Origin of the sequence: Streptomyces cirratus, from assembly GCF_014650775.1 — a bacterium.
Taxonomy (GTDB): domain Bacteria; phylum Actinomycetota; class Actinomycetes; order Streptomycetales; family Streptomycetaceae; genus Streptomyces; species Streptomyces cirratus.
This window is the reverse complement of the sequence record NZ_BMVP01000002.1, coordinates 128,898-146,207: the sequence shown is the minus strand read 5'-3', so window position 1 is coordinate 146,207 and position 17,310 is coordinate 128,898. Positions and strand designations below refer to the sequence as shown.

General features: G+C 72.1%; 17 protein-coding genes. 5 read left to right on the top strand and 12 right to left on the bottom strand.

Annotation, left to right across the window (positions count from 1 at the left end; translation table 11 throughout):
• Window positions 1-59: 59 nt before the first annotated feature.
• A complete protein-coding gene (locus tag IE207_RS05575) occupies window positions 60-485 on the top strand; it encodes a guanyl-specific ribonuclease (protein WP_190182928.1) in 426 nt (141 codons plus the stop codon).
• Between the two features lie 72 nt (window positions 486-557).
• Here IE207_RS05575 and IE207_RS05570 read toward each other — a convergent pair whose 3' ends face one another.
• Window positions 558-1,640: a tyrosine-protein phosphatase gene (locus IE207_RS05570; RefSeq protein ID WP_190182927.1), complete on the bottom strand. Its 1,083-nt coding sequence runs from the start codon at window positions 1,638-1,640 to the stop codon at window positions 558-560.
• 233 nt (window positions 1,641-1,873) lie between these two features.
• Here IE207_RS05570 and IE207_RS05565 point away from each other — a divergent pair, with 233 nt between their 5' ends.
• From IE207_RS05565 to IE207_RS05550, 4 genes are all read left to right on the top strand, one after another.
• Complete coding sequence (locus tag IE207_RS05565; protein ID WP_190182926.1) at window positions 1,874-3,067, top strand: ADP-ribosylglycohydrolase family protein; 1,194 nt, start codon at window positions 1,874-1,876, stop codon at window positions 3,065-3,067.
• Window positions 3,068-3,101: 34 nt separating this feature from the next.
• Window positions 3,102-3,953: a hypothetical protein gene (locus tag IE207_RS05560; protein WP_190182925.1), complete on the top strand. Its 852-nt coding sequence runs from the start codon at window positions 3,102-3,104 to the stop codon at window positions 3,951-3,953.
• A 208-nt stretch (window positions 3,954-4,161) separates the two neighbouring features.
• Window positions 4,162-5,022 (top strand): TIGR03619 family F420-dependent LLM class oxidoreductase, encoded by an 861-nt coding sequence (locus tag IE207_RS05555; RefSeq protein WP_190182924.1) that lies wholly within the window; start codon window positions 4,162-4,164, stop codon window positions 5,020-5,022.
• A 46-nt stretch (window positions 5,023-5,068) separates the two neighbouring features.
• Window positions 5,069-5,740 carry a DedA family protein gene (locus IE207_RS05550; protein WP_190182923.1) on the top strand — a complete coding sequence of 224 codons (672 nt, stop codon included), beginning with the start codon at window positions 5,069-5,071 and terminating at the stop codon, window positions 5,738-5,740.
• On the opposite strand, the gene IE207_RS05545 is transcribed toward IE207_RS05550, so the two are convergent.
• The 11 genes from IE207_RS05545 to IE207_RS05495 form a co-directional block, all read right to left on the bottom strand.
• Complete coding sequence (locus tag IE207_RS05545; protein ID WP_190182922.1) at window positions 5,730-6,332, bottom strand: isochorismatase family protein; 603 nt, start codon at window positions 6,330-6,332, stop codon at window positions 5,730-5,732. The two genes, IE207_RS05550 and IE207_RS05545, sit on opposite strands and share 11 nt — an antisense overlap.
• Window positions 6,333-6,378: 46 nt before the next feature.
• Complete coding sequence (locus tag IE207_RS05540) at window positions 6,379-7,362, bottom strand: GlxA family transcriptional regulator (protein WP_190182921.1); 984 nt, start codon at window positions 7,360-7,362, stop codon at window positions 6,379-6,381.
• A 73-nt stretch (window positions 7,363-7,435) separates the two neighbouring features.
• Complete coding sequence (locus tag IE207_RS05535; RefSeq protein WP_190182920.1) at window positions 7,436-7,771, bottom strand: hypothetical protein; 336 nt, start codon at window positions 7,769-7,771, stop codon at window positions 7,436-7,438.
• A 102-nt stretch (window positions 7,772-7,873) separates the two neighbouring features.
• The gene (locus tag IE207_RS05530; RefSeq protein WP_190182919.1) at window positions 7,874-8,671 is read right to left on the bottom strand and encodes a bestrophin-like domain; all 798 of its coding nucleotides are present in this window, start codon (window positions 8,669-8,671) and stop codon (window positions 7,874-7,876) included.
• 49 nt (window positions 8,672-8,720) lie between these two features.
• Window positions 8,721-9,011, bottom strand: coding sequence for a hypothetical protein (locus tag IE207_RS05525; protein ID WP_190182918.1), 291 nt, complete (start codon window positions 9,009-9,011; stop codon window positions 8,721-8,723).
• A 61-nt stretch (window positions 9,012-9,072) separates the two neighbouring features.
• Complete coding sequence (locus IE207_RS05520; protein WP_190182917.1) at window positions 9,073-10,662, bottom strand: APC family permease; 1,590 nt, start codon at window positions 10,660-10,662, stop codon at window positions 9,073-9,075.
• A 233-nt stretch (window positions 10,663-10,895) separates the two neighbouring features.
• A complete protein-coding gene (locus tag IE207_RS05515) occupies window positions 10,896-12,371 on the bottom strand; it encodes an aldehyde dehydrogenase family protein (protein WP_190182916.1) in 1,476 nt (491 codons plus the stop codon).
• Window positions 12,368-14,107, bottom strand: a complete 1,740-nt coding sequence (locus IE207_RS05510) for an N-acyl-D-amino-acid deacylase family protein (protein ID WP_190182915.1) — start codon at window positions 14,105-14,107, stop codon at window positions 12,368-12,370. The genes IE207_RS05515 and IE207_RS05510 overlap by 4 nt, the downstream gene beginning before the upstream one ends.
• Before the next feature lie 176 nt (window positions 14,108-14,283).
• Window positions 14,284-15,405 (bottom strand): LLM class flavin-dependent oxidoreductase, encoded by a 1,122-nt coding sequence (locus tag IE207_RS05505; RefSeq protein ID WP_190183583.1) that lies wholly within the window; start codon window positions 15,403-15,405, stop codon window positions 14,284-14,286.
• Window positions 15,406-15,503: 98 nt separating this feature from the next.
• Window positions 15,504-16,313 (bottom strand): SDR family NAD(P)-dependent oxidoreductase, encoded by an 810-nt coding sequence (locus IE207_RS05500; RefSeq protein ID WP_190182914.1) that lies wholly within the window; start codon window positions 16,311-16,313, stop codon window positions 15,504-15,506.
• Window positions 16,314-16,329: 16 nt separating this feature from the next.
• Window positions 16,330-17,277: an LLM class F420-dependent oxidoreductase gene (locus IE207_RS05495; RefSeq protein ID WP_190182913.1), complete on the bottom strand. Its 948-nt coding sequence runs from the start codon at window positions 17,275-17,277 to the stop codon at window positions 16,330-16,332.
• Window positions 17,278-17,310 lie beyond the last annotated feature (33 nt).

Here is a 17,310-nt window from a genome sequence, read left to right as displayed (position 1 = left end):
GCGGAACACAAGGCTGTTGCTATTCCGGCCGCCGGTCTACGCGCGTCAGCATGGCCGGCATGAGGATCTCCCCACGCATCGCAGCCCTCGGCGCGGCCACCGCCTTCGCCGCCGCCCTCCTCGCGGGCCCGGCCGCCTCCGCCGCGCCCGCCTCCGTCACCCCCGCCTCCGTCGCCCCCGTCACCTCGGTGTCCGCCTCGGTCGGCCGGATCTGTTACTCCGCCCTGCCCTCCCAGGCGCACGACACCCTCGACCTCATCGACGAGGGCGGCCCGTTCCCGTACTCCCAGGACGGCGTCGTCTTCCAGAACCGCGAGGGCCTGCTGCCCAGCCACTCCACCGGGTACTACCACGAGTACACCGTCATCACCCCGGGCTCCCCGACCCGTGGCGCCCGTCGCATCATCACCGGGCAGCAGACCGCCGAGGACTACTACACGGCGGACCACTACGCCTCTTTCCGCCGCGTCGACTTCGCCTGCTGACGCCGCTGTCGCGCAGGCACGCGCGCGCCCCCGGGCGGTCGCCGACCGTCCGGGGGCGTCGTCGCGTCCGCATCAGCCGACGAGGAGGTCCTTCTTGAGCTGCTTGAGTTCACGGGCGTCGACGCCGAGGCCCTGGCCGAGGTAGCGGTCGAAGGTGCCGTACGAGGCCTTCACCTCGTCGTAGCCCGCGTTCAGGTACTCGGGGCGCACGTCGAGCATCGGCTTGTAGACGGCGGCCTGCTGCGCCGGGAGGCGGGACAGGACCGCGTCGTTGGCGGCCTTGCGGTAGTCGTTGCTGGCCAGGTAGTCGGCCATGACGGTCTCCCGCGGCACCCCGAGGGCCGTCAGCAGCGCGGCGCTCGCCCAGCCGGTGCGGTCCTTCCCGGCCGTGCAGTGGAAGATGACGGTGCGGCTGCGGCCGGCGCCCTCGATGCCCTCGAAGACCTTGGCGTACGCCGCCTTGCCGCCCGTGCCGCTGACCATGGTCTTCTCGGCGTCCGTCATGGCCTTCACGGCCTCGTCGGGGGTCTTGGGCCTGGTCAGGAAGGACGGCGAGCCCGCGAAGACGTCGGCGACGGTGTACGTGGCGTCCGCCGGGACCTTGTCGGGGGCCGTCGTGCGCTCGCCCTCCATGCGCAGGTCGAAGACGGTCTTCACGCGCAGGCGCTGGAGCACGGCGAGGTCGGCGGCGGTGAGCTTGTCCAGCGCGTCGGAGCGGTAGACCTCGCCCATCTTGACCCACTGGCCGCCCGCGGTGCGGTAGCCGCCGGCGTCACGGAAGTTGACGGCGCCTTCCAGCTTGACCAGCCGGTCCGCCAGGCGCAGGCCCTGGCCGCGGTCGGGCGTGAAGTCGAACCACTGGCGGTCGGCGGCGGGCAGCCCCGTCACCACGGCCCGCCCTTCGGCGCCGCCCTTGGCCACGGCCTTTCCGTTGGCCCTGATCTCGACCCGTCGGACGCCGCGGGCCTTCCACTTCACCGTGTACGAGCCGTCGGCGCCGGCGGTCACGGTGGCCTCGGTGAAGGGAACGGCCTGCCCCTGGTGGTGGCCCGACCAGGGCAGCTCCCAGCCGGAGGCGGTGGCGGCGGGGGCCGCGATGAGGGAGACGGTGAGTGCGGAGGCGACGACGGTCGCGGTGAGCAGTGCCTTCTTCATGCCCCGAGGCTGTGGGGCCGCCGCGAACGCCGGGTGAACGAGATGTGGCCGAAAACGACCTGCACCAAGGCCAGTGGCAAAACGTGCCATGAAAGTCCGACGGCTGAGACGGCGGCCTGAACTGTTCGGATTCCGGCCGTTCTCCGACCACTTCTGCCCGACGTGACTCCTACCTTCCGGGTTCGACCGAACATGTCCACTAAAGTGCGCGCCAAAGCCTGGGGGGAAACAGCATGGACACGAGTACGGCGACGCCTACGGCCCTTCCGGACACGGCGGCCCCCACGGGCACCCGCACACTGGCCGGCACGTCCACCTCCACCGCGTTCTGGGGCCGGGCCGAGCAGCAGGACTTCCGCAGCCGGGTCCGCGGCACCCTGCTCGGCTCCGCGATCGGAGACGCCCTCGGCGCGCCCGTCGCCGGCCTCTCCCTCGACGGCATCCGCGAGACCCACGGCCTGGCCGGCCTGACCGAGCCGGCCCCCGCCTACGGGCGCCGGGGCAGCGTCACCGCCTCCACGCAGCTCGCCCTCTTCACCGTCGACGGGCTGATCCGGGCCCACGTACGCCGGGACACCGGCGGCTGGCACCCGCCGACCGACGTCCACCGGGCCTACCTGCGCTGGGCCGCGACCCAGCACGACTGGGGCCCCGACGAGCGCCGCCGGGACAACGGCTGGCTCGCGCAGCAGGAGTGGCTCTACGCCCGCCGCGGCCCGGACCGCGCCTGCATGACCGGCTTCGCCGACGACATCCTCGGCACCCCGGACCAGCCGAAGAACCCCACCGCCCGGGACGCCGCCGCGACCGCCCGCTCGGCGCCCTTCGGACTGCTGGTCGGCTGGGAACCGGCCCTCGTCCTGCAACTCGCCGTCGAATGCGCCACGCAGAGCCACGGGCACCCCACCGCCTTCCTCTCCGCCGGGGCCTTCGCCGTGACCGTCCACGGCCTGACCCGGGGCGACTCCCTGGACGGCGCGGTCCAGCGCGCCCTCGGCCTCCTCGGTGCCCGCCCCGCCCACCAGCCGGTCACCGACGCCCTCCAGCGCGCGGTGTCGGCCGCCACGCAGGGGGAACCGAGCCCGAAGACGGTCGAATCCCTGTCCCCGGGGGACGGCCGCGACGCCGAGGACGCGCTGGCCGTCGCCGTGTACTGCGCCCTGGTCGCCGAGGACGTGCCGCACGGGCTGCGGCTGGCCGTCAACCACGGCGGCGACTCCACCGTCACCGGCGCGATGTGCGGGGCGCTGCTCGGGGCCCTGCACGGGGAGACGGCACTGCCGGCCGCCTGGCTGGCCGATCTGGAGGGCCGCGCCACGATCCTGGAGCTGGCCGACGACTTCGCGCTGGAGATGACCCAGGGGGCCGCCCTCCACGGCCCCTCCGCCTCCGCGCCGGGCTGGCTGTCGCGGTACCCGCGCGGCTGACGGGGTGTCGCAGGGGTGAAGTAGCGTTCCGATCATGAGCATGCCGCCTCCGCCCCCGCCCCCGCAGTCCCCGGGCCCGTACGGACCCCAGCCGCAGCCGAACCCGTACGGGGGCCCGCCGTTCCCCCAGCAGCAGGGCCACCCGGGGCAGCCCTACCCGCCGCAGCCGTACCCCGGCCAGGCGCCGTGGGGGCAGGCGCCGTGGGGGCAGCCGCCCATGGGGCCGCCGCCGCGCAGGAACCGGACCGGGATGGTGATCGCCGTCGTCGCGATCGCCCTGGGCGGGCTGTTCGTCGCGGGGTTCGTGGTGAACCGGATCAGCGGGGCGGGGGCCGTCGTGAGCGGGGCCGGGTTCCCTGCGGCCGAGTACCAGCTGACGGTGCCGAAGACGATGCTGAGCGGCACGTACCAGCTGTCGCAGGACGCGTCCCAGACCAAGGGCAAGGAGATCGTCGACGGCGCCTACGACCCCAAGGTGCGTGACCCGAAGCCGGTGGTCGCCCAGTACGCCTCCGCCGATTCCGCAACCGATCCCGGCGTCCTCGTCGTCTCCGGCATGTACGGCCAGTTCAAGGACCCGGCGGGCGCCCGGCGCAAGATGATCGCGGGCGCCCAGGAGGGTGACGGCGCCCAGTTGGCCGTCCCGCCGAAGGACATCACCCCGACCGGCTCGGACGTCACCTTGACCTGCCAGGTGCTGACCTCCCTCCAGAACGGCACCAAGGTCCCCCTCCCCATGTGCGCCTGGGCGGACGCCAACACGGCCGCCACGGTGGCCGTGGTCACCGCCGGAACCACCCTCCAGGACCCCGCCTCCATCGACCTCGACCGGATGGCCGAGACCACCCTCAAGGTCCGCACGGAAGCCCGCCAGCCACTGCACTGACGCGACGCGGCACGTGGTGTCGTCGGTCGGCGGCGAACGGGCCCCGGCCGGCCGTGAGCAGCGCGCGGCGCGGCCGGCCGGCCGGGTGGGCGCGGGTTGCCGGGCGGCGGGACACAGGCGGCAGGCGGCGTGGCCCGGGCTTCGGGGTGTCGGAGGGGACGGGGGAGCCGTACGTTGGGCGTCCGACGTCTCGGAGGTGTCTTCACCCATGCGGATCGCCACGACCATCTTCCTCACCGACCGCACCATCACCCCCACCCGCCTCGCCCGCACCCTGGAGGAGCGCGGCTTCTCCGGCCTCTACCTCCCCGAGCACACCCACATCCCCGTCACCCGTGACACGGCCGCACCCATGGGCGGTGAACTCCCCGAGGAGTACGGCCGCACCCTCGACCCCTTCGTCGCGCTCGCCCAGGCCTCCGCCGTGACCGAGCGGCTCGCCCTCGGCACCGGGATCACCCTGGTCGCCCAGCACGACCCCATCGTCCTCGCGAAGCAGGCCGCCACGCTGGACCACCTCTCCGGCGGCCGCTTCACCCTCGGCGTCGGCTACGGCTGGAACGTCGAGGAGGCCTGCGACCACGGCGTCGAGTGGCGCACCCGGCGGGAACTGGTCCGGGACCGCCTGGCCCTGATGCGCGCCTTGTGGGCCCCCGAACCCATGCCCTACGAAGGCGCCTTCAACTCCGTCCGGGCCAGCCACGCCCACCCCAAGCCGGCCCGCCCGGCCCGTGAGCTGCGCCCCGGCGTCCCGCTGTACGGCCCCCGCACCCTCATCGGAGGCGCCGCCGGCCCGAAGCTCTTCGCGGCCGTCGCCGACCACGCCGACGGCTGGCTCCCCATCGGCGGCGGCGGCCTCACCGAGTCGCTGCCGGTGCTGCGCCGCGCGTGGGAGGACGCGGGCCGCGACCCGAAGGCCCTCCAGGTGGTCCCGTACGCGGTCCGCCCCGACCCGGGCAAGCTGTCCCATTACGCGGACCTCGGGATCGAGGAGGTCGTACTGCAACTGCCGCCCGCGGCCGAGCAGGACGTCCTGCGCGTACTGGACGACTTCGCCCAGTACCTCTGACCGACACCGGGGCCGAACCCGGGCCGAACCATCGAGAGGTCCCCCCATGAGCGCCCCCACCCCGAGCGACCTCGCGGTCAACCTGCTCGACGCGCACTCGCTCCTCGCCACCTTCGGCGTCATCGGCGTCGCGGTGGTGATGTTCGCGGAGACCGGGCTGCTGGTCGGCTTCTTCCTGCCCGGCGACTCCCTGCTGTTCACGGCCGGTCTGCTGTGCGTCGCCGGTACCCCGGACGGTGACGCCCGGCTGTCGCTCCCGCTGGTACTGGCGGCCTCCGCGGCCGGCGCGCTGGCCGGCGCCCAGTGCGGCTACCTGATCGGGCGGCGCGCGGGCGGCGCCCTCCTGGAGCGCAGCCGGTCCGGGAAGCTGCACGAAGGCGCCGCGCGCGCCGAGGAGTTCCTGGCGAAGTACGGGCACGCCAAGGCGATCGTGCTGGCCCGCTTCGTCCCCATCGTCCGTACGGTCCTCAACCCGCTGGCCGGGGCCCTGAACGTCCCGGCCCGCGTCTTCGCCCTGTGGCAGGTCGTCGGCGGCCTCGTCTGGACGGTCGGCCTGGTCCTCGCGGGGTACGCGCTCGGCTCCTCCATCCCGAACGTCGACCGGTACCTGCTGCCGATCGTCGCCCTGGTCGTCGCCGTGTCCCTGCTGCCCCTCGGCATCGAAGTGCTCCGCTCCCGGCGGGCCCGCAAGCAGCAGAAGGGGACGGCTACTCCGTGAGGTCCGCGACAGTCGGTGCGACGACGCCGAACAGGTCGGCGATCGTCGTCAGCGCTGCCGCCTGCAACGCGCCGGCCGACAGGACGGTGCCGTCGGCGGCGGTCAGCGGGCGCGTGGCGGTGGCCTCGGCGACGACCGTGGGACGGAAGCCGCGGTAGAAGGCGCCCTCGGCGGTGAAGGTGACGCACATGTGGGTCATGAACCCCGCCAGCACCAGCTCCTTGCCCGCGCCGACCTCGTGCAGGGCCTTCTCCAACCCGGTGCCGTGGAAGGCGTTGGGGGCCTGCTTGACCACCACCGGCTCACCCGCGATCGGCGCGACTTCCTCGCTGATCGCACCGATCTCGGCGCGGATGTCGTACGGGGTGCCCTCGCCGCCGTCGTTGACGACGTGGACGACGGGGATCCCCGCCTCGCGCGCCGCCGCCAGCAGCCGGGCCCCCGCCGCGAGGGCCTGCTCGGCGCCTTCGAGGGCCATCACGCCGGTGCGGTAGGTGTTCTGGTAGTCGATCATCACGAGGGTGGTGTCGGCGAGGCGCGGCAGTTCGTCGTCGAGACCGATCACGTCGCGCAGGCGCGTGGAAGCAGGCATGGCAAAGCTCCTCGTACAGTTGATGGAACAAGATCACGGAAAACGGTCAGAGAGTGGTGCGGAAGCGACGGCGGTAGGCCGCCGGGGTGGTGCCGATCTGCTTGCGCAGCGCCCGGTGCAGCGTCTCCACCGAACCCAGCCCGCAGGCGGCGGCGACCTGCTCCAGCGGCTGGTCGGTGCCCTCCAGCAGACGACGCGCCGCCTCCACCCGGGCCGCCTCGACGTACGCGGCGGCGGTCGTGCCGGTCTCCTGGCGGAACACCCTCGCGAAGTGGCGCTCGCTCAGGCACATCCGGGCCGCGAGTGCCGCGGCGGACAGATCGCCGTCCAAGTGCTCACAGACGTACGTCCGCAGCTCGTCGATGTCCCGGCGGGAGGCGGGCGGGCGGCTCAACGGGACGGAGAACTGGCTCTGGCCGCCCTGCCGCTTGAGGTACATGACCAGCTGTCGCGCCACCGCCAGCGCCACCTCCTCCCCCGAGTCCTCGGCCACCAGGGCCAGCGCGAGATCCATGCAGGCACTGATCCCGGCGCCGGTCCACACGTTCCCGGACCGTACGAAGACGGGGTCCGGGTCGACCGTCACCGCCGGATGATCGGCGGCCAGTTGGGCCGCTGTCGACCAGTGGGTGGTGGCCCTCTTCCCGTCGAGCAACCCGGCCGCGGCCAGGAGGTGCGCCCCTACGCACACCGAAGCCACCCGCCGGGCCAGTGGCGCGACCGTCTCCAGCCACTGCACCACGTCCCGGTCGATCCGGGCGCGGGGCCCGTCGGGGTGCGGATCGACGGCGCCGGGCACCAGCAGTGTGTCCAGCACCCCGTCCACGTCGCCGAACGCGAGGTCCGCGACCAGGCGCACCCCCGCCGACGTGGTCACCACGCCCGCCGTCGGCCCGGCGAGCTCCACCCGGTAGCCGGCCCGGCCCCCGGTCTCCCGGTTGGCGAGCGCGAACACCTCGGCCGGGCCGGTGACGTCGAGGAGGTCGACGTCGGGGAAGACCGCGATGACGACGCGGCGGGTGGTGGACATGCCCCCATCGTCGTGCCCGCCGCCGGATGGCCGCAATGACGTGGTTCTGTCACATCCGGCCACCGGACACCCCCTAGGGCGGGGGGATCGGCCCCGGGGCGGTCACGCCCACGGCGGGACGCCAAAAGCGCCCGTCAGGCAAGGCCTGACGGGCGCCGAGGTAGTAGTCCGCATCACGCTGGAAGCCGAGCCCCGGGACGGCCTGCCGCAGGTGCCCCCAGATGCCGGGCGCGACGCGGTACTCACCGGCCACCATCCAGGGATCGTCCCCGAGCACGAACAGGTGCCGTATCGCCAGGAACTGGTCCCGGGTGAGGGTGACGGACTCGACCATCTCCTCGTCGGCACCGAAACCGGTCAGGTCCCAGACGAGGTTGTGCCCATCGGCAAATGGATAGTCGCTGCTCACGGCCTCAAGCTAGGCGTCCGCCATGCGGGCCGCACCTGCTTTTCCCGGCGCCGGGCGGCACCGGGGGCGCCGGCCCCCCTCCACCCGGCTCGGGGAATACGGCTAGCCGCCCGCTTCCCAGAACTGCGCGAGCGCCGCCTGCTTGTACGGGGCCGGGCTGACGCTCAGGTCCCCCGCGAACGGGCGGTCCAGGACGAGCACCAGCAGCAGGCTGAACCCGATGAGCGCCGCCACCGCCGACACGAACAGCAGCTGCATCTTCAAGCTCCGCAGCCCGAACAGGAACGTGAGCGGAAGGATCACGAGCGCTCCCCCGTACACGAGCACCTGCAACAGCGTCGGCAGTGAGGTCTCCGCCATCGTGACCCGCGCCCTGCGCTGCGCCGCGACGTCGTTGAGGTGGCTCGCGGCCTCCTGGTAGAAGGTCTCGCTGCGCGGCCCGACGGGCTCGTACGCCTGGAGCGCCGCGTAGATCGCGCGCGTCTGCTCGGCGGTCGCGTCGAAGCTGGGTCTGCCCTCGCGCATCAGCGGCCACTGGACCTCGACCACGGCGTGTACGTACGAGCCCACCGCCCGGTCGACGTTGGCGCGGTCGGCCGGGGGGAACACGTCAGCGCTGCGGACGACCAGGGCGAGGTCGGTGGCCTCGTTGGCCACGACGTTCTGGGTGTTCTCCAGCTGCGTCCAGAGCGTGACGACGACGAACGCCAGGATGATCCCGTAGATGGCTCCGAACATGCCGAGGGCGACCCCGACCATCTCGTTGTGCTCACCGGCCGCCAGGTGTGGGAAGCGGCGCCGCGCGGCGAGGCTGCCGGCCACCGCGAGGGCCGTGAAGCCGCCCACCAGGAGGACGCCCAGAACGAACGTGCTGAGGTTGTTGAGTAACCAGAGGATCATGCCCTGCCCAACGAGTACGGCCGCCCGCGGCGACGGCCGCCGCGTCCCGTCAGCCGACCTTGGGAGCCTTCGGCAGCCCGGACGTCAGTGCCGTGCCGGTGCTCTTGACGGATCCGTCGGCGGCCTTGGCCGCGCTGCCGGCCGCCGAGGTGGTGATGCCCACCGCCGTCTTCGTGTCCTGCACTGCGTGACCGGGGTGGTCGACGATGTCGCCGACGCGCTCGGTGATCGGGGGCCCTTGGACGGCGGGCTCGTCGGCGTGGGCGAGGGAGGGGGTGAGGGCGAGGGCCGCACCGCCGGTGAGGATCAGGGCGGCGAGGCTGCGCTTGATGGGATTCATGCCCGGCCCAACGACCCCACCGCGCCGGGGTCACCCCCGGGCGGACCCCGCCAGCGCGCCCTCAGTCCTCGACCACCAGCGCCGGCGTCGACTTCGTCAGGACCTCGCCCCGGAAGAAGGCGGGGCTTCGGCGTTCGGTGACCAGCATGACGACCAGGCCGAGGGCGAGCAGGCCGACGCCGATGATGAACACGCTCCCGACGCCGAGGACGGTGGAACCGGATCCGTAGGACGGGTTCCACATGTCGGTCAGGGTCTTGCAGAAGACGCAGGCCAGCAGCAGACCGCCCAGGACGGGGAAGACGCCCTTGAAGAACAGGTCGCGGACCGAGTCGCGCAGCTCGCGCCGGAAGTACCAGGCGCAGGCGAAGGCGGTCAGCGAGTAGTAGAAGCAGATCATCAGGCCGAGCGCGAAGATCGTGTCGGTCAGAACGTTCTCGCTGACCAGGGACATCACGGTGTAGAAGACGCCGGTCGCGACGCCCGCCATGACGGTGGCACGGCCCGGGGTCTTGAAGCGCGGGTGGACCTTGGCGTAGGAGGCGGGCAGCGCCTCGTACGTGGACATCGCCAGGACCGTGCGGGCCACCGGGATGAAGGTGGTCTGGAGGGAGGCGGCGGCGGAGGCGAGGACGGCCACGAAGAGCAGGATGCCGAGCAGCGGCCCCATCACGGGTCCGGCGAGGGCGGCGAAGACGTTGCCGGAGGTCTCCGGGTTGCCGAGGCCGAGGCCGGAGGTGCCGGAGCCGACTGCCATCTGGGCGGCGATGCCGGTGGCCAGGTAGGAGCCGACGAGGACGACCATGGCGATCAGCGAGGCGCGGCCCGGGGTCTTGGCCGAGCCGATGGTCTCCTCGTTGGCGGTCAGGCAGGTGTCCCAGCCCCAGTACATGAAGATCGAGAGGGAGAGTCCGGCGGTGAAGGCGCCCATGGACTCGACCGCGAAGGGGTTCATCCACTGCCAGGAGAAGTGCACGCCGGTGTCGAAGGCGCCGGTGTCGAAAGTGCCGGCGGAGGCCTTCTGGAAGGCCATCGCGACGAAGATCGAGAGGACGGCCAGTTGCAGGCCGACCAGGGTGTACTGGACGCCCTTGGTGGCGGTCATGCCGCGGTAGCTGATGGCGGTCGCGGCGGCGATCAGGGTGAGGCAGGTGACGATGTGGACGGGTTTGTCGTCGTCCAGGGCGGCGATCGCGTCGTTGCCCGTGATCTGCCCGGCCAGCAGCCAGAAGTAGGAGGTGGCGACGCCGGCCAGGTTGGACAGCACGATGATCGTGGCGATCACCAGGCCCCAGCCGCACATCCAGCCGACGCGCGGACCGAAGGCCTTCACGGTCCAGGTGAAGGAGGTGCCGCAGTCGGGGACGGCCTTGTTCAGCTCGCGGTACGCGAAGGCGACCAGCAGCATCGGGAGGAAGCCGGCGAGGAACACCGCGGGCATCTGGACGCCGACCTCGCCGGCCGTGGAGCCGAGCGTGGAGGTCAGGCAGTAGACGGGGGCGACGGTGGAGATGCCGATGACGGCGCTTCCGACGAGGCCGACGGAGCCCTTGCCGAGGCCCTTGCCGCGCACGTCGCCGTCGCCGCCCTCGCCGCCGGCGACGCCGTTCACCGTGTCCGCGCCCCGAGGCATAACGTCCAGCTGTGTCATGAGTCAGGACGTTAGAGGCTGCGTTTTCCATATCCGGAGGGATTGAGTCCGGGCAGCTACCGGCGGGAACACCTTGGAATCCTGCAACCGACTGCGTTCACGGGCATGTAATTCAAGGTTCACACTCCCGCCCGCCCCCTGGACCCCAGGAGGCGGACATCGCGTTCCGGAATGCGGAAACCGCAGCAGTGCCCCTTTTGTGGCGGTTCGAACTTTCCCGTGTGACGCCCGTCTCATGTCGTCCAGACGATCGACTGCATCTCGCTGTACGCGTGCAGCGCGTACGAGCCCACGTCCCGCCCGACGCCCGAGCGCTTGAAGCCGCCGAACGGGGCCTCCATGTTCCGGCCGATCGTGTTCACGCCGACCCCGCCCGCCCTCAGCCGCCGCGCCACCCGGAAGGCGCGCGCCGCGTCCCCGGACCACACGTAGCTGAGCAGCCCGAAATCGCTGTCGTTGGCGAGCCGGACCGCCTCCTCCTCGTCCCCGTCGAAGGGCACGACCACCACGACCGGGCCGAAGATCTCCTCCCGCACCACCCGCATGTCGTTCGTGCAGTCCACCAGCAGCGTCGGCGCCACGTAGAAGCCCCGGCCGTCCCCCACCACCGGGCGCTCGCCGCCGTGGGCGATCCGCGCGCCCTCCTTGCGGCCCAGCTCGACGTACGACTCCACCCGGTCCCGGTGGGCCGCCGAGATCACCGGGCCGACGACCGTGCCCCGCGCCCGGGGATCGCCCACCTTCATGAACGCCAGATAAGCGGTGAGCTTCTCCACCAGGGCCCCGTACACCGACCGGTGCACGATCACCCGGGTCGGCGCGGTGCAGATCTGGCCGCTGTAGAAGGAGAAGGTGGTCCCGATCCCCGCCACCGCCGCGTCGAGACCGGCGGCGCCCACATCGTCCAGCACCACCGCCGCGCCCTTGCCGCCCAGCTCCATCAGCTGCCGCTTCATGGAGCGGCCGCACGCCTCGGCGATGCGCTGCCCGACCGCCGTGGAGCCGGTGAACGACACCATGTCCACGTACGGGGAGTCCACCGCCGCCTCGCCCACCTCCACGGAGGCACCCGAGACGACGTTGACGACGCCCGCCGGGACCCCCGCCTCGTGCAGCGCCTCGGCCATCTTGAACACCGACAGCGGGTCCTGCGGGGCCGGCTTCACCACCACCGTGTTCCCCATGGCCAGCGCCGGGGCCACCTTGCCCGCGGGGTTGGCCCACGGGTTGTTGTACGAGGTGATGCAGGTGACCACGCCGACCGGCTGGCGCACCTCCAGCGCGCCGAGCACGGCCGCCTTCCCCATCGGGCCGGCCTCGGTGACCTGCGGCGGGAGCCCCCGCTCCACCGGTTCCAGGGCGCCCTTCGCGTACCGCCGGAAGCGGGCCGCCCCGACGCCCACCTGCATGCCGCGCGCGGTGCCCGTGGTCGCGCCCGTCTCGGCCTGAGCGAGCGCCGACCACGGCTCGTACTCCCGCTGGATGATGTCCGCGGCCCGGTCCAGGACCGCCGCCCGTTCCTCCGGCTCCGTACGGGACCATCCCTCGAAGGCCTCGGCCGCGGCGCGCGCCGCCTCCTCCACCTGGCTGCGCGAGGCCTCCGGGGCCAGTCCCACCACCGACTCGTCGGCCGGGTTCACCACCTCGTAGTGGCCGCCCGCCGGCTCCACCCACTCGCCGCCGATGTACAGCCTCTGCGGAGCGTTCACCGGGTGCTCACCGTCCTCGTGTCGCGGCCCGAGCGCAGCACGGTGCCGGGGACCGCGCCCGTCACCTGGTCGTCGCGGATGGTCTCCACGCCGTTGACGCGTACGGAGACGATCCCGACCGCCCGCGCGTCCAGCCGGGGGCTGTTGCCGGGCAGGTCGTGGACGAGCGTCGCCGGCCCCGCCTCGATGCGCTGCGGGTCGAAGAGCACCAGGTCCGCGTGGAACCCCTCGGCGATCCGCCCGCGCTCGCGCAGCCCGAACAGCCGGGCCGGGTCGTCCGTGAGCATCCGTACCGCCTGCTCCAGCGGCACCAGTCTGCGGCCGCGCAGGCAGTCGCCGAGGAACCGGGTCGTGTAGGGGGCCCCGCACATCCGGTCCAGGTGCGCGCCCGCGTCGGAGCCGCCGAGCATCACGTCCTCGTGCTGCCAGGTCTGTGCGCGCAGCGCCCAGCTCGCCGGGTCGTTGTCGGTGGGCATGGGCCAAAGGATCGTGCGCAGGTCGTCGTTGGCGCAGATCTCCACCAGGCAGTGGAAGGCGTCCTGACCGCGCTCGGCCGCGATGTCGTTGACGACCCGGCCGGAAAGGCCCTCGTTCTCCTTGCTGTACGTGTCCCCTATGACGTAGCGGCCGAAGTCCGCGAGGCGGCGGAAGACCCCGGCCTCCTTGCTGTCGGCGCGGCGCAGCATCTCGGCGCGCACGTCCGGGTCGCGGAGCTCGGCGATCCGCTCGGGGACGGGCAGTGCGAGGATCCCGCCCCAGCCGGGGATGAGGTTGAGTGCGCAGAAGGTGCCGAGCGACATGTTCATGGGGGTGAGGATCGGCATGGTCAGTGCGACGATCCGGCCGCCGGCCCTGCGGGCCCGCTCGCTCGGTACGAGCTGGCGCGGCACCCGTTCGGGGACGGAGGCGTCGATGGTGAGGACGTTCCAGTTCAGGGGGCGTCCGGCGGCGGCGCTCATCTCCACCAAGAGGTCGATCTCCTCGTCGGAGAACTGGTCGAGACAGCCCGCGACGATCGCCTCCAGCTGGGTGCCTTCGTGCTCGGCGACCGCCCGGGAGAGGGCGAGGAGTTCGGCGGGCCCGGCGTGCCGGGAGGCGACGGGGGCGCCCGCGCCGTCGGAGTGGGTGGAGGACTGGGTGGTGGACAGGCCCCAGGCGCCGGCGTCCATGGCGTCGTGGAAGAGGTCGAGCATCTGCCGCATCTGCTGCTCGGTGGGCTGCCCGCCGATGGCGTCCTCGCCCATGACGTGCCGGCGCAGCGCGCAGTGGCCGACCATGAAGCCGGCGTTGACGGCGATCCGCCCCTCCAGGGCGTCGAGGTACTCCCCGAAGGTGGACCAGGTCCAGTCGACGCCTTCCTCGAGGGCGGCGAGGGCCATCCCCTCGACCTTGCTCATCATGCGGCGGGTGTAGTCGGCGTCGTCGGGGCGGGACGGGTTGAGGGGGGCGAGGGTGAAGCCGCAGTTGCCGCCGGCGACGGTGGTGACGCCGTGGTTCATGGAGGGAGTGGCGTACGGGTCCCAGAACAGCTGGGCGTCGTAGTGCGTGTGCGGGTCGATGAACCCGGGGGTGAGGACGAGTCCGGTGGCGTCCTCGTCGGTACGGGCCGTCTCGGTGACGGTGCCGGGTTCGCCGATGACGACGATCCGCCCGTCCCGGATGCCGATGTCGGCGACGTACGCGGGCGCGCCCGTGCCGTCGACGACGGTGGCTCCCTTGATCAGGTGGTCGAGCATGACGCTCCTTCTTCCCGGTCCGGGGCGCGGGTACGGGCGGAGCCCGGCGCGGGCCCGGGGGCCGTGCACCGGGGCTCCGCCCCGAGACCGCGCGCCCCAGGACGCCGGCGAGGCTGAAACGGTCGGACGTCGGACGCTCGGACGCTCGGACGGCCCGGCGGTCGGACGTCGGGCGGTCAGACCGCCTGGCGGAAGCGGGTCGTGCGGTGGACCGGGTCGGTGTCGATGTGCGGGATCACGTGCTCGCCGATGAGCTTGATGGTCGTCATCGTGTCCTCGTAGGACACCCCGGTCGGCAGGCCGAAGGACAGCTGGTCGGCACCGGCCTGCTCCCAGCGCTTGCACTGGGCGCGCACCTCGGACGGGTCTCCGCAGATCAGCAGCTCCTCGGCGATCAGGAGCTCGATGATCTCCGCGTTGTACTCGGGCAGCGTCTCGGGCCACTGCGGGATCGCCTCGGGGCGCGGGAACGTGTCGTGGTAGCGGAAGACCAGCGACTGGAACCGGTTCATGTTCGCGTTGACGGCGATCTCGACGGCCTTGTCGTGGGTCTCGGCGCAGATCGCGGTGGAGGTGACCATCACGTTGTCGTTGACGAACGCGCCGATGGCCTTCGCCTCCTGGACGGCCGTCTTGTACTGCTCCAGCACCCACTCCATGTCGGAGACCTTCTGGACGCTGAAACCGAGGACGCCCAGGCCCTTCTTGGCGGCCATCGCGTACGAGGACGGCGACCCGGCGGCGTACCACATGGCGGGGTGCGCCTTGCCGTACGGCTTGGGGAAGATCTTGCGCGGGGGCAGCGACCAGTGCTTGCCCTGGAACCCCTCGTATTCCTCCTGGAGGAACATCTTGGGGAACTCCGCGATGGTCTCCTCCCAGATCTCCTTGGTGTGGTTCATGTCGGTGATGCCGGGCAGGAACCCCAGGATCTCGTGGCTGCCCGCGCCGCGGCCGGTGCCGAACTCGAAGCGTCCCTTGGAGAGGTGGTCGAGCATGGCGACCTTCTCGGCCACCTTGACCGGGTGGTTCACCGGGGCGAGGGGGTTGAAGATGCCGGAGCCGAGGTGGATGCGTTCGGTGGCGTGGGCGAGGTAGGCGAGGAACACCTCGTTCGCGGAGAGGTGCGAGTACTCCTCCAGGAAGTGGTGCTCGGAGGCCCAGGCGTACTTGAAGCCGGACTTGTCGGCCTGGATGACGTACTCGGTCTCCTCGATCAGCGACTTGTGCTCCGCCTCGGGGTCGACCTTGGACCGCGCCTCAGGCACGTATCCCTGCACGAAGAGCCCGAATTCCAAGGGGTTCACCGTCCTTAGTTTTCTGACGTAGCGTCAGATTTGATGAGGCCGACTGTTTCACCGCGCGCCGGGAGCGTCAATACCTGATGCACCATCAGCTAGAGGATGCTCACCCCGGCCATCCACCCGCCGTCGATGACGAACGGCTGACCGGTGATGTACGAGGAGTCCTCGCTGGTCAGGAACAGCGCGAGCCGTGCGACCTCCTCCGGTCGGCCCACACGGCCCAGCGGGACCACCCGCTTGTAGAGGTCGGCCATCGCGTCCCTGGCCTCGTCGGTCATCCCCGCCGGATCCAGCAGCCCCGGGTTGGCCATCGGGGTGTCCACGGCGCCCGGACACATCGCGTTGACCCGGATGTTCTTCGCCGCCAGCTCCAGCGCGGCGACGCGCGTCAGCCCCAGAACGGCCGCCTTGGTGGCGGCGTACGCACCGACGTACGCCATGCCTGTCAGGCCGGTGTAGGAGGAGGTGTTGACGATCGTCCCGCCGCCGGCCGACTCGATCTCGGGGGCCAGCGCCTTGATGCCGAGGAACGCGCCGACCTGGTTGACCCGCACGACCTGCTCGAACTCCTCCAGCGGGGTCGCGGTCAGCTCGTTGAAGCGCAGGATGCCCGCGTTGTTGACCAGGCCGTCGATGCGGCCGAAGGCCTCCTTCGCGGCGGTGGCGGCGGCCGCCCAGTCCTCCTCGCGGCTGACGTCCATCCGCACGTACCGCGCCCGGTCATCGCCGATCTCCTTGGCGACCGCCGCGCCCTGCTCGTCCAGTACGTCCCCGAGCAGCACCTTCGCCCCCTCGGCGGCGAAGAGGCGGGCCTCCTGCTCGCCCTGGCCGCGCGCGGCGCCGGTGATGAGGACGACGCGGCCCTCCAGCTTGCCGGTGTTCGTTCCCGTGCTCTTCGTCATACCCGGGCCCCTGTCGTCAGTCGTTGAGGTGTGGGGCGACCTCGGCCCCGAACGCGGTGATCTGGTCGGTGAGCTCGGCGCGGTCGCGACTGCGGAAGCGCACCTGGATCTGGTCCACGCCGAGCGCCCGGTACGCGCGCAGCGACTCCGCCAGCGCCTCCGGCTTGCCCGTGAGGGCGCGGCGGCCGGTGTCCCAGGCCGGCTCCCCGACATAGAGCGCCTCGGTGATCGCGCCGATCTCCAGCGGGCCGTCCACCCCGGCCGCCTCGCGCAGTTCCCGGATGCGGGCGATCTGCGCGGGAAGCGCGTCGCGGGGGTCGCCCTGCGGGAGCCAGCCGTCGCCGCGTACGGCGGCCCGGCGTACGGCGGCGGGCGAGGAACCGCCGACCCACACGGGAATCCGCGCCTGGGCGGGGCGGGGCAGCTGGCCGAGGTCCTTGAAGGCGAACCGCTCGCCCTCGAACTGCGGGTACTCCTCCGGGCCGAGGGCCGCGCGCAGGGCGTCCAGGGTCTCGTCGAGGACGGCCCCGCGCCGCCCGAAGTCCACGCCGAGCACCTCGAACTCCTCCGCCACGTGCCCGGCCCCGACCCCGAGGATCAGGCGGCCGCCCGAGAGGTGGTCCAAGGTGGCGTACTGCTTGGCGGTGAGCAGGGGGTGACGCAGTCCGACGATCGCGACGTGGCTCAGCAGCCGCACGTGCTCGGTGATCCCGGCGAGGTAGGCCAGGGTGGCGACCGGGTCGTACCAGACGGTGCCCATGGGCCCGGCGAGGCGGCGCGGGACGGCCACGTGGTCGCAGGTGGCGAGGTAGCCGAAGCCGGCCCGGTCGGCGGCCCGGGCCACCTCGGCGAGGTCGGCGGCGGTGGCCGCGGCCTCCCAGGGCTCGGCGTACAGGGTGCTCTGCGACTGGACCGGGAGTTGCATCCCGTATGCCAGCCGGCCTTCCGTAAACACGCGCGCCATGCCGTGACCGCCTCGCCTTCGTGTGGGCCGTGC

What these genes read in the sequence shown, in the direction of transcription:
- IE207_RS05575 (WP_190182928.1), top strand. Translation starts at nt 60, where the DNA reads ATGAGGATCTCCCCACGCATCGCAGCCCTCGGCGCGGCCACCGCCTTC.
- IE207_RS05570 (WP_190182927.1), bottom strand. Translation starts at nt 1,640, where the DNA reads ATGAAGAAGGCACTGCTCACCGCGACCGTCGTCGCCTCCGCACTCACC.
- IE207_RS05565 (WP_190182926.1), top strand. Translation starts at nt 1,874, where the DNA reads ATGGACACGAGTACGGCGACGCCTACGGCCCTTCCGGACACGGCGGCC.
- IE207_RS05560 (WP_190182925.1), top strand. Translation starts at nt 3,102, where the DNA reads ATGAGCATGCCGCCTCCGCCCCCGCCCCCGCAGTCCCCGGGCCCGTAC.
- IE207_RS05555 (WP_190182924.1), top strand. Translation starts at nt 4,162, where the DNA reads ATGCGGATCGCCACGACCATCTTCCTCACCGACCGCACCATCACCCCC.
- IE207_RS05550 (WP_190182923.1), top strand. Translation starts at nt 5,069, where the DNA reads ATGAGCGCCCCCACCCCGAGCGACCTCGCGGTCAACCTGCTCGACGCG.
- IE207_RS05545 (WP_190182922.1), bottom strand. Translation starts at nt 6,332, where the DNA reads ATGCCTGCTTCCACGCGCCTGCGCGACGTGATCGGTCTCGACGACGAA.
- IE207_RS05540 (WP_190182921.1), bottom strand. Translation starts at nt 7,362, where the DNA reads ATGTCCACCACCCGCCGCGTCGTCATCGCGGTCTTCCCCGACGTCGAC.
- IE207_RS05530 (WP_190182919.1), bottom strand. Translation starts at nt 8,671, where the DNA reads ATGATCCTCTGGTTACTCAACAACCTCAGCACGTTCGTTCTGGGCGTC.
- IE207_RS05525 (WP_190182918.1), bottom strand. Translation starts at nt 9,011, where the DNA reads ATGAATCCCATCAAGCGCAGCCTCGCCGCCCTGATCCTCACCGGCGGT.
- IE207_RS05520 (WP_190182917.1), bottom strand. Translation starts at nt 10,662, where the DNA reads ATGACACAGCTGGACGTTATGCCTCGGGGCGCGGACACGGTGAACGGC.
- IE207_RS05510 (WP_190182915.1), bottom strand. Translation starts at nt 14,107, where the DNA reads ATGCTCGACCACCTGATCAAGGGAGCCACCGTCGTCGACGGCACGGGC.
- IE207_RS05500 (WP_190182914.1), bottom strand. Translation starts at nt 16,313, where the DNA reads ATGACGAAGAGCACGGGAACGAACACCGGCAAGCTGGAGGGCCGCGTC.
- IE207_RS05495 (WP_190182913.1), bottom strand. Translation starts at nt 17,277, where the DNA reads ATGGCGCGCGTGTTTACGGAAGGCCGGCTGGCATACGGGATGCAACTC.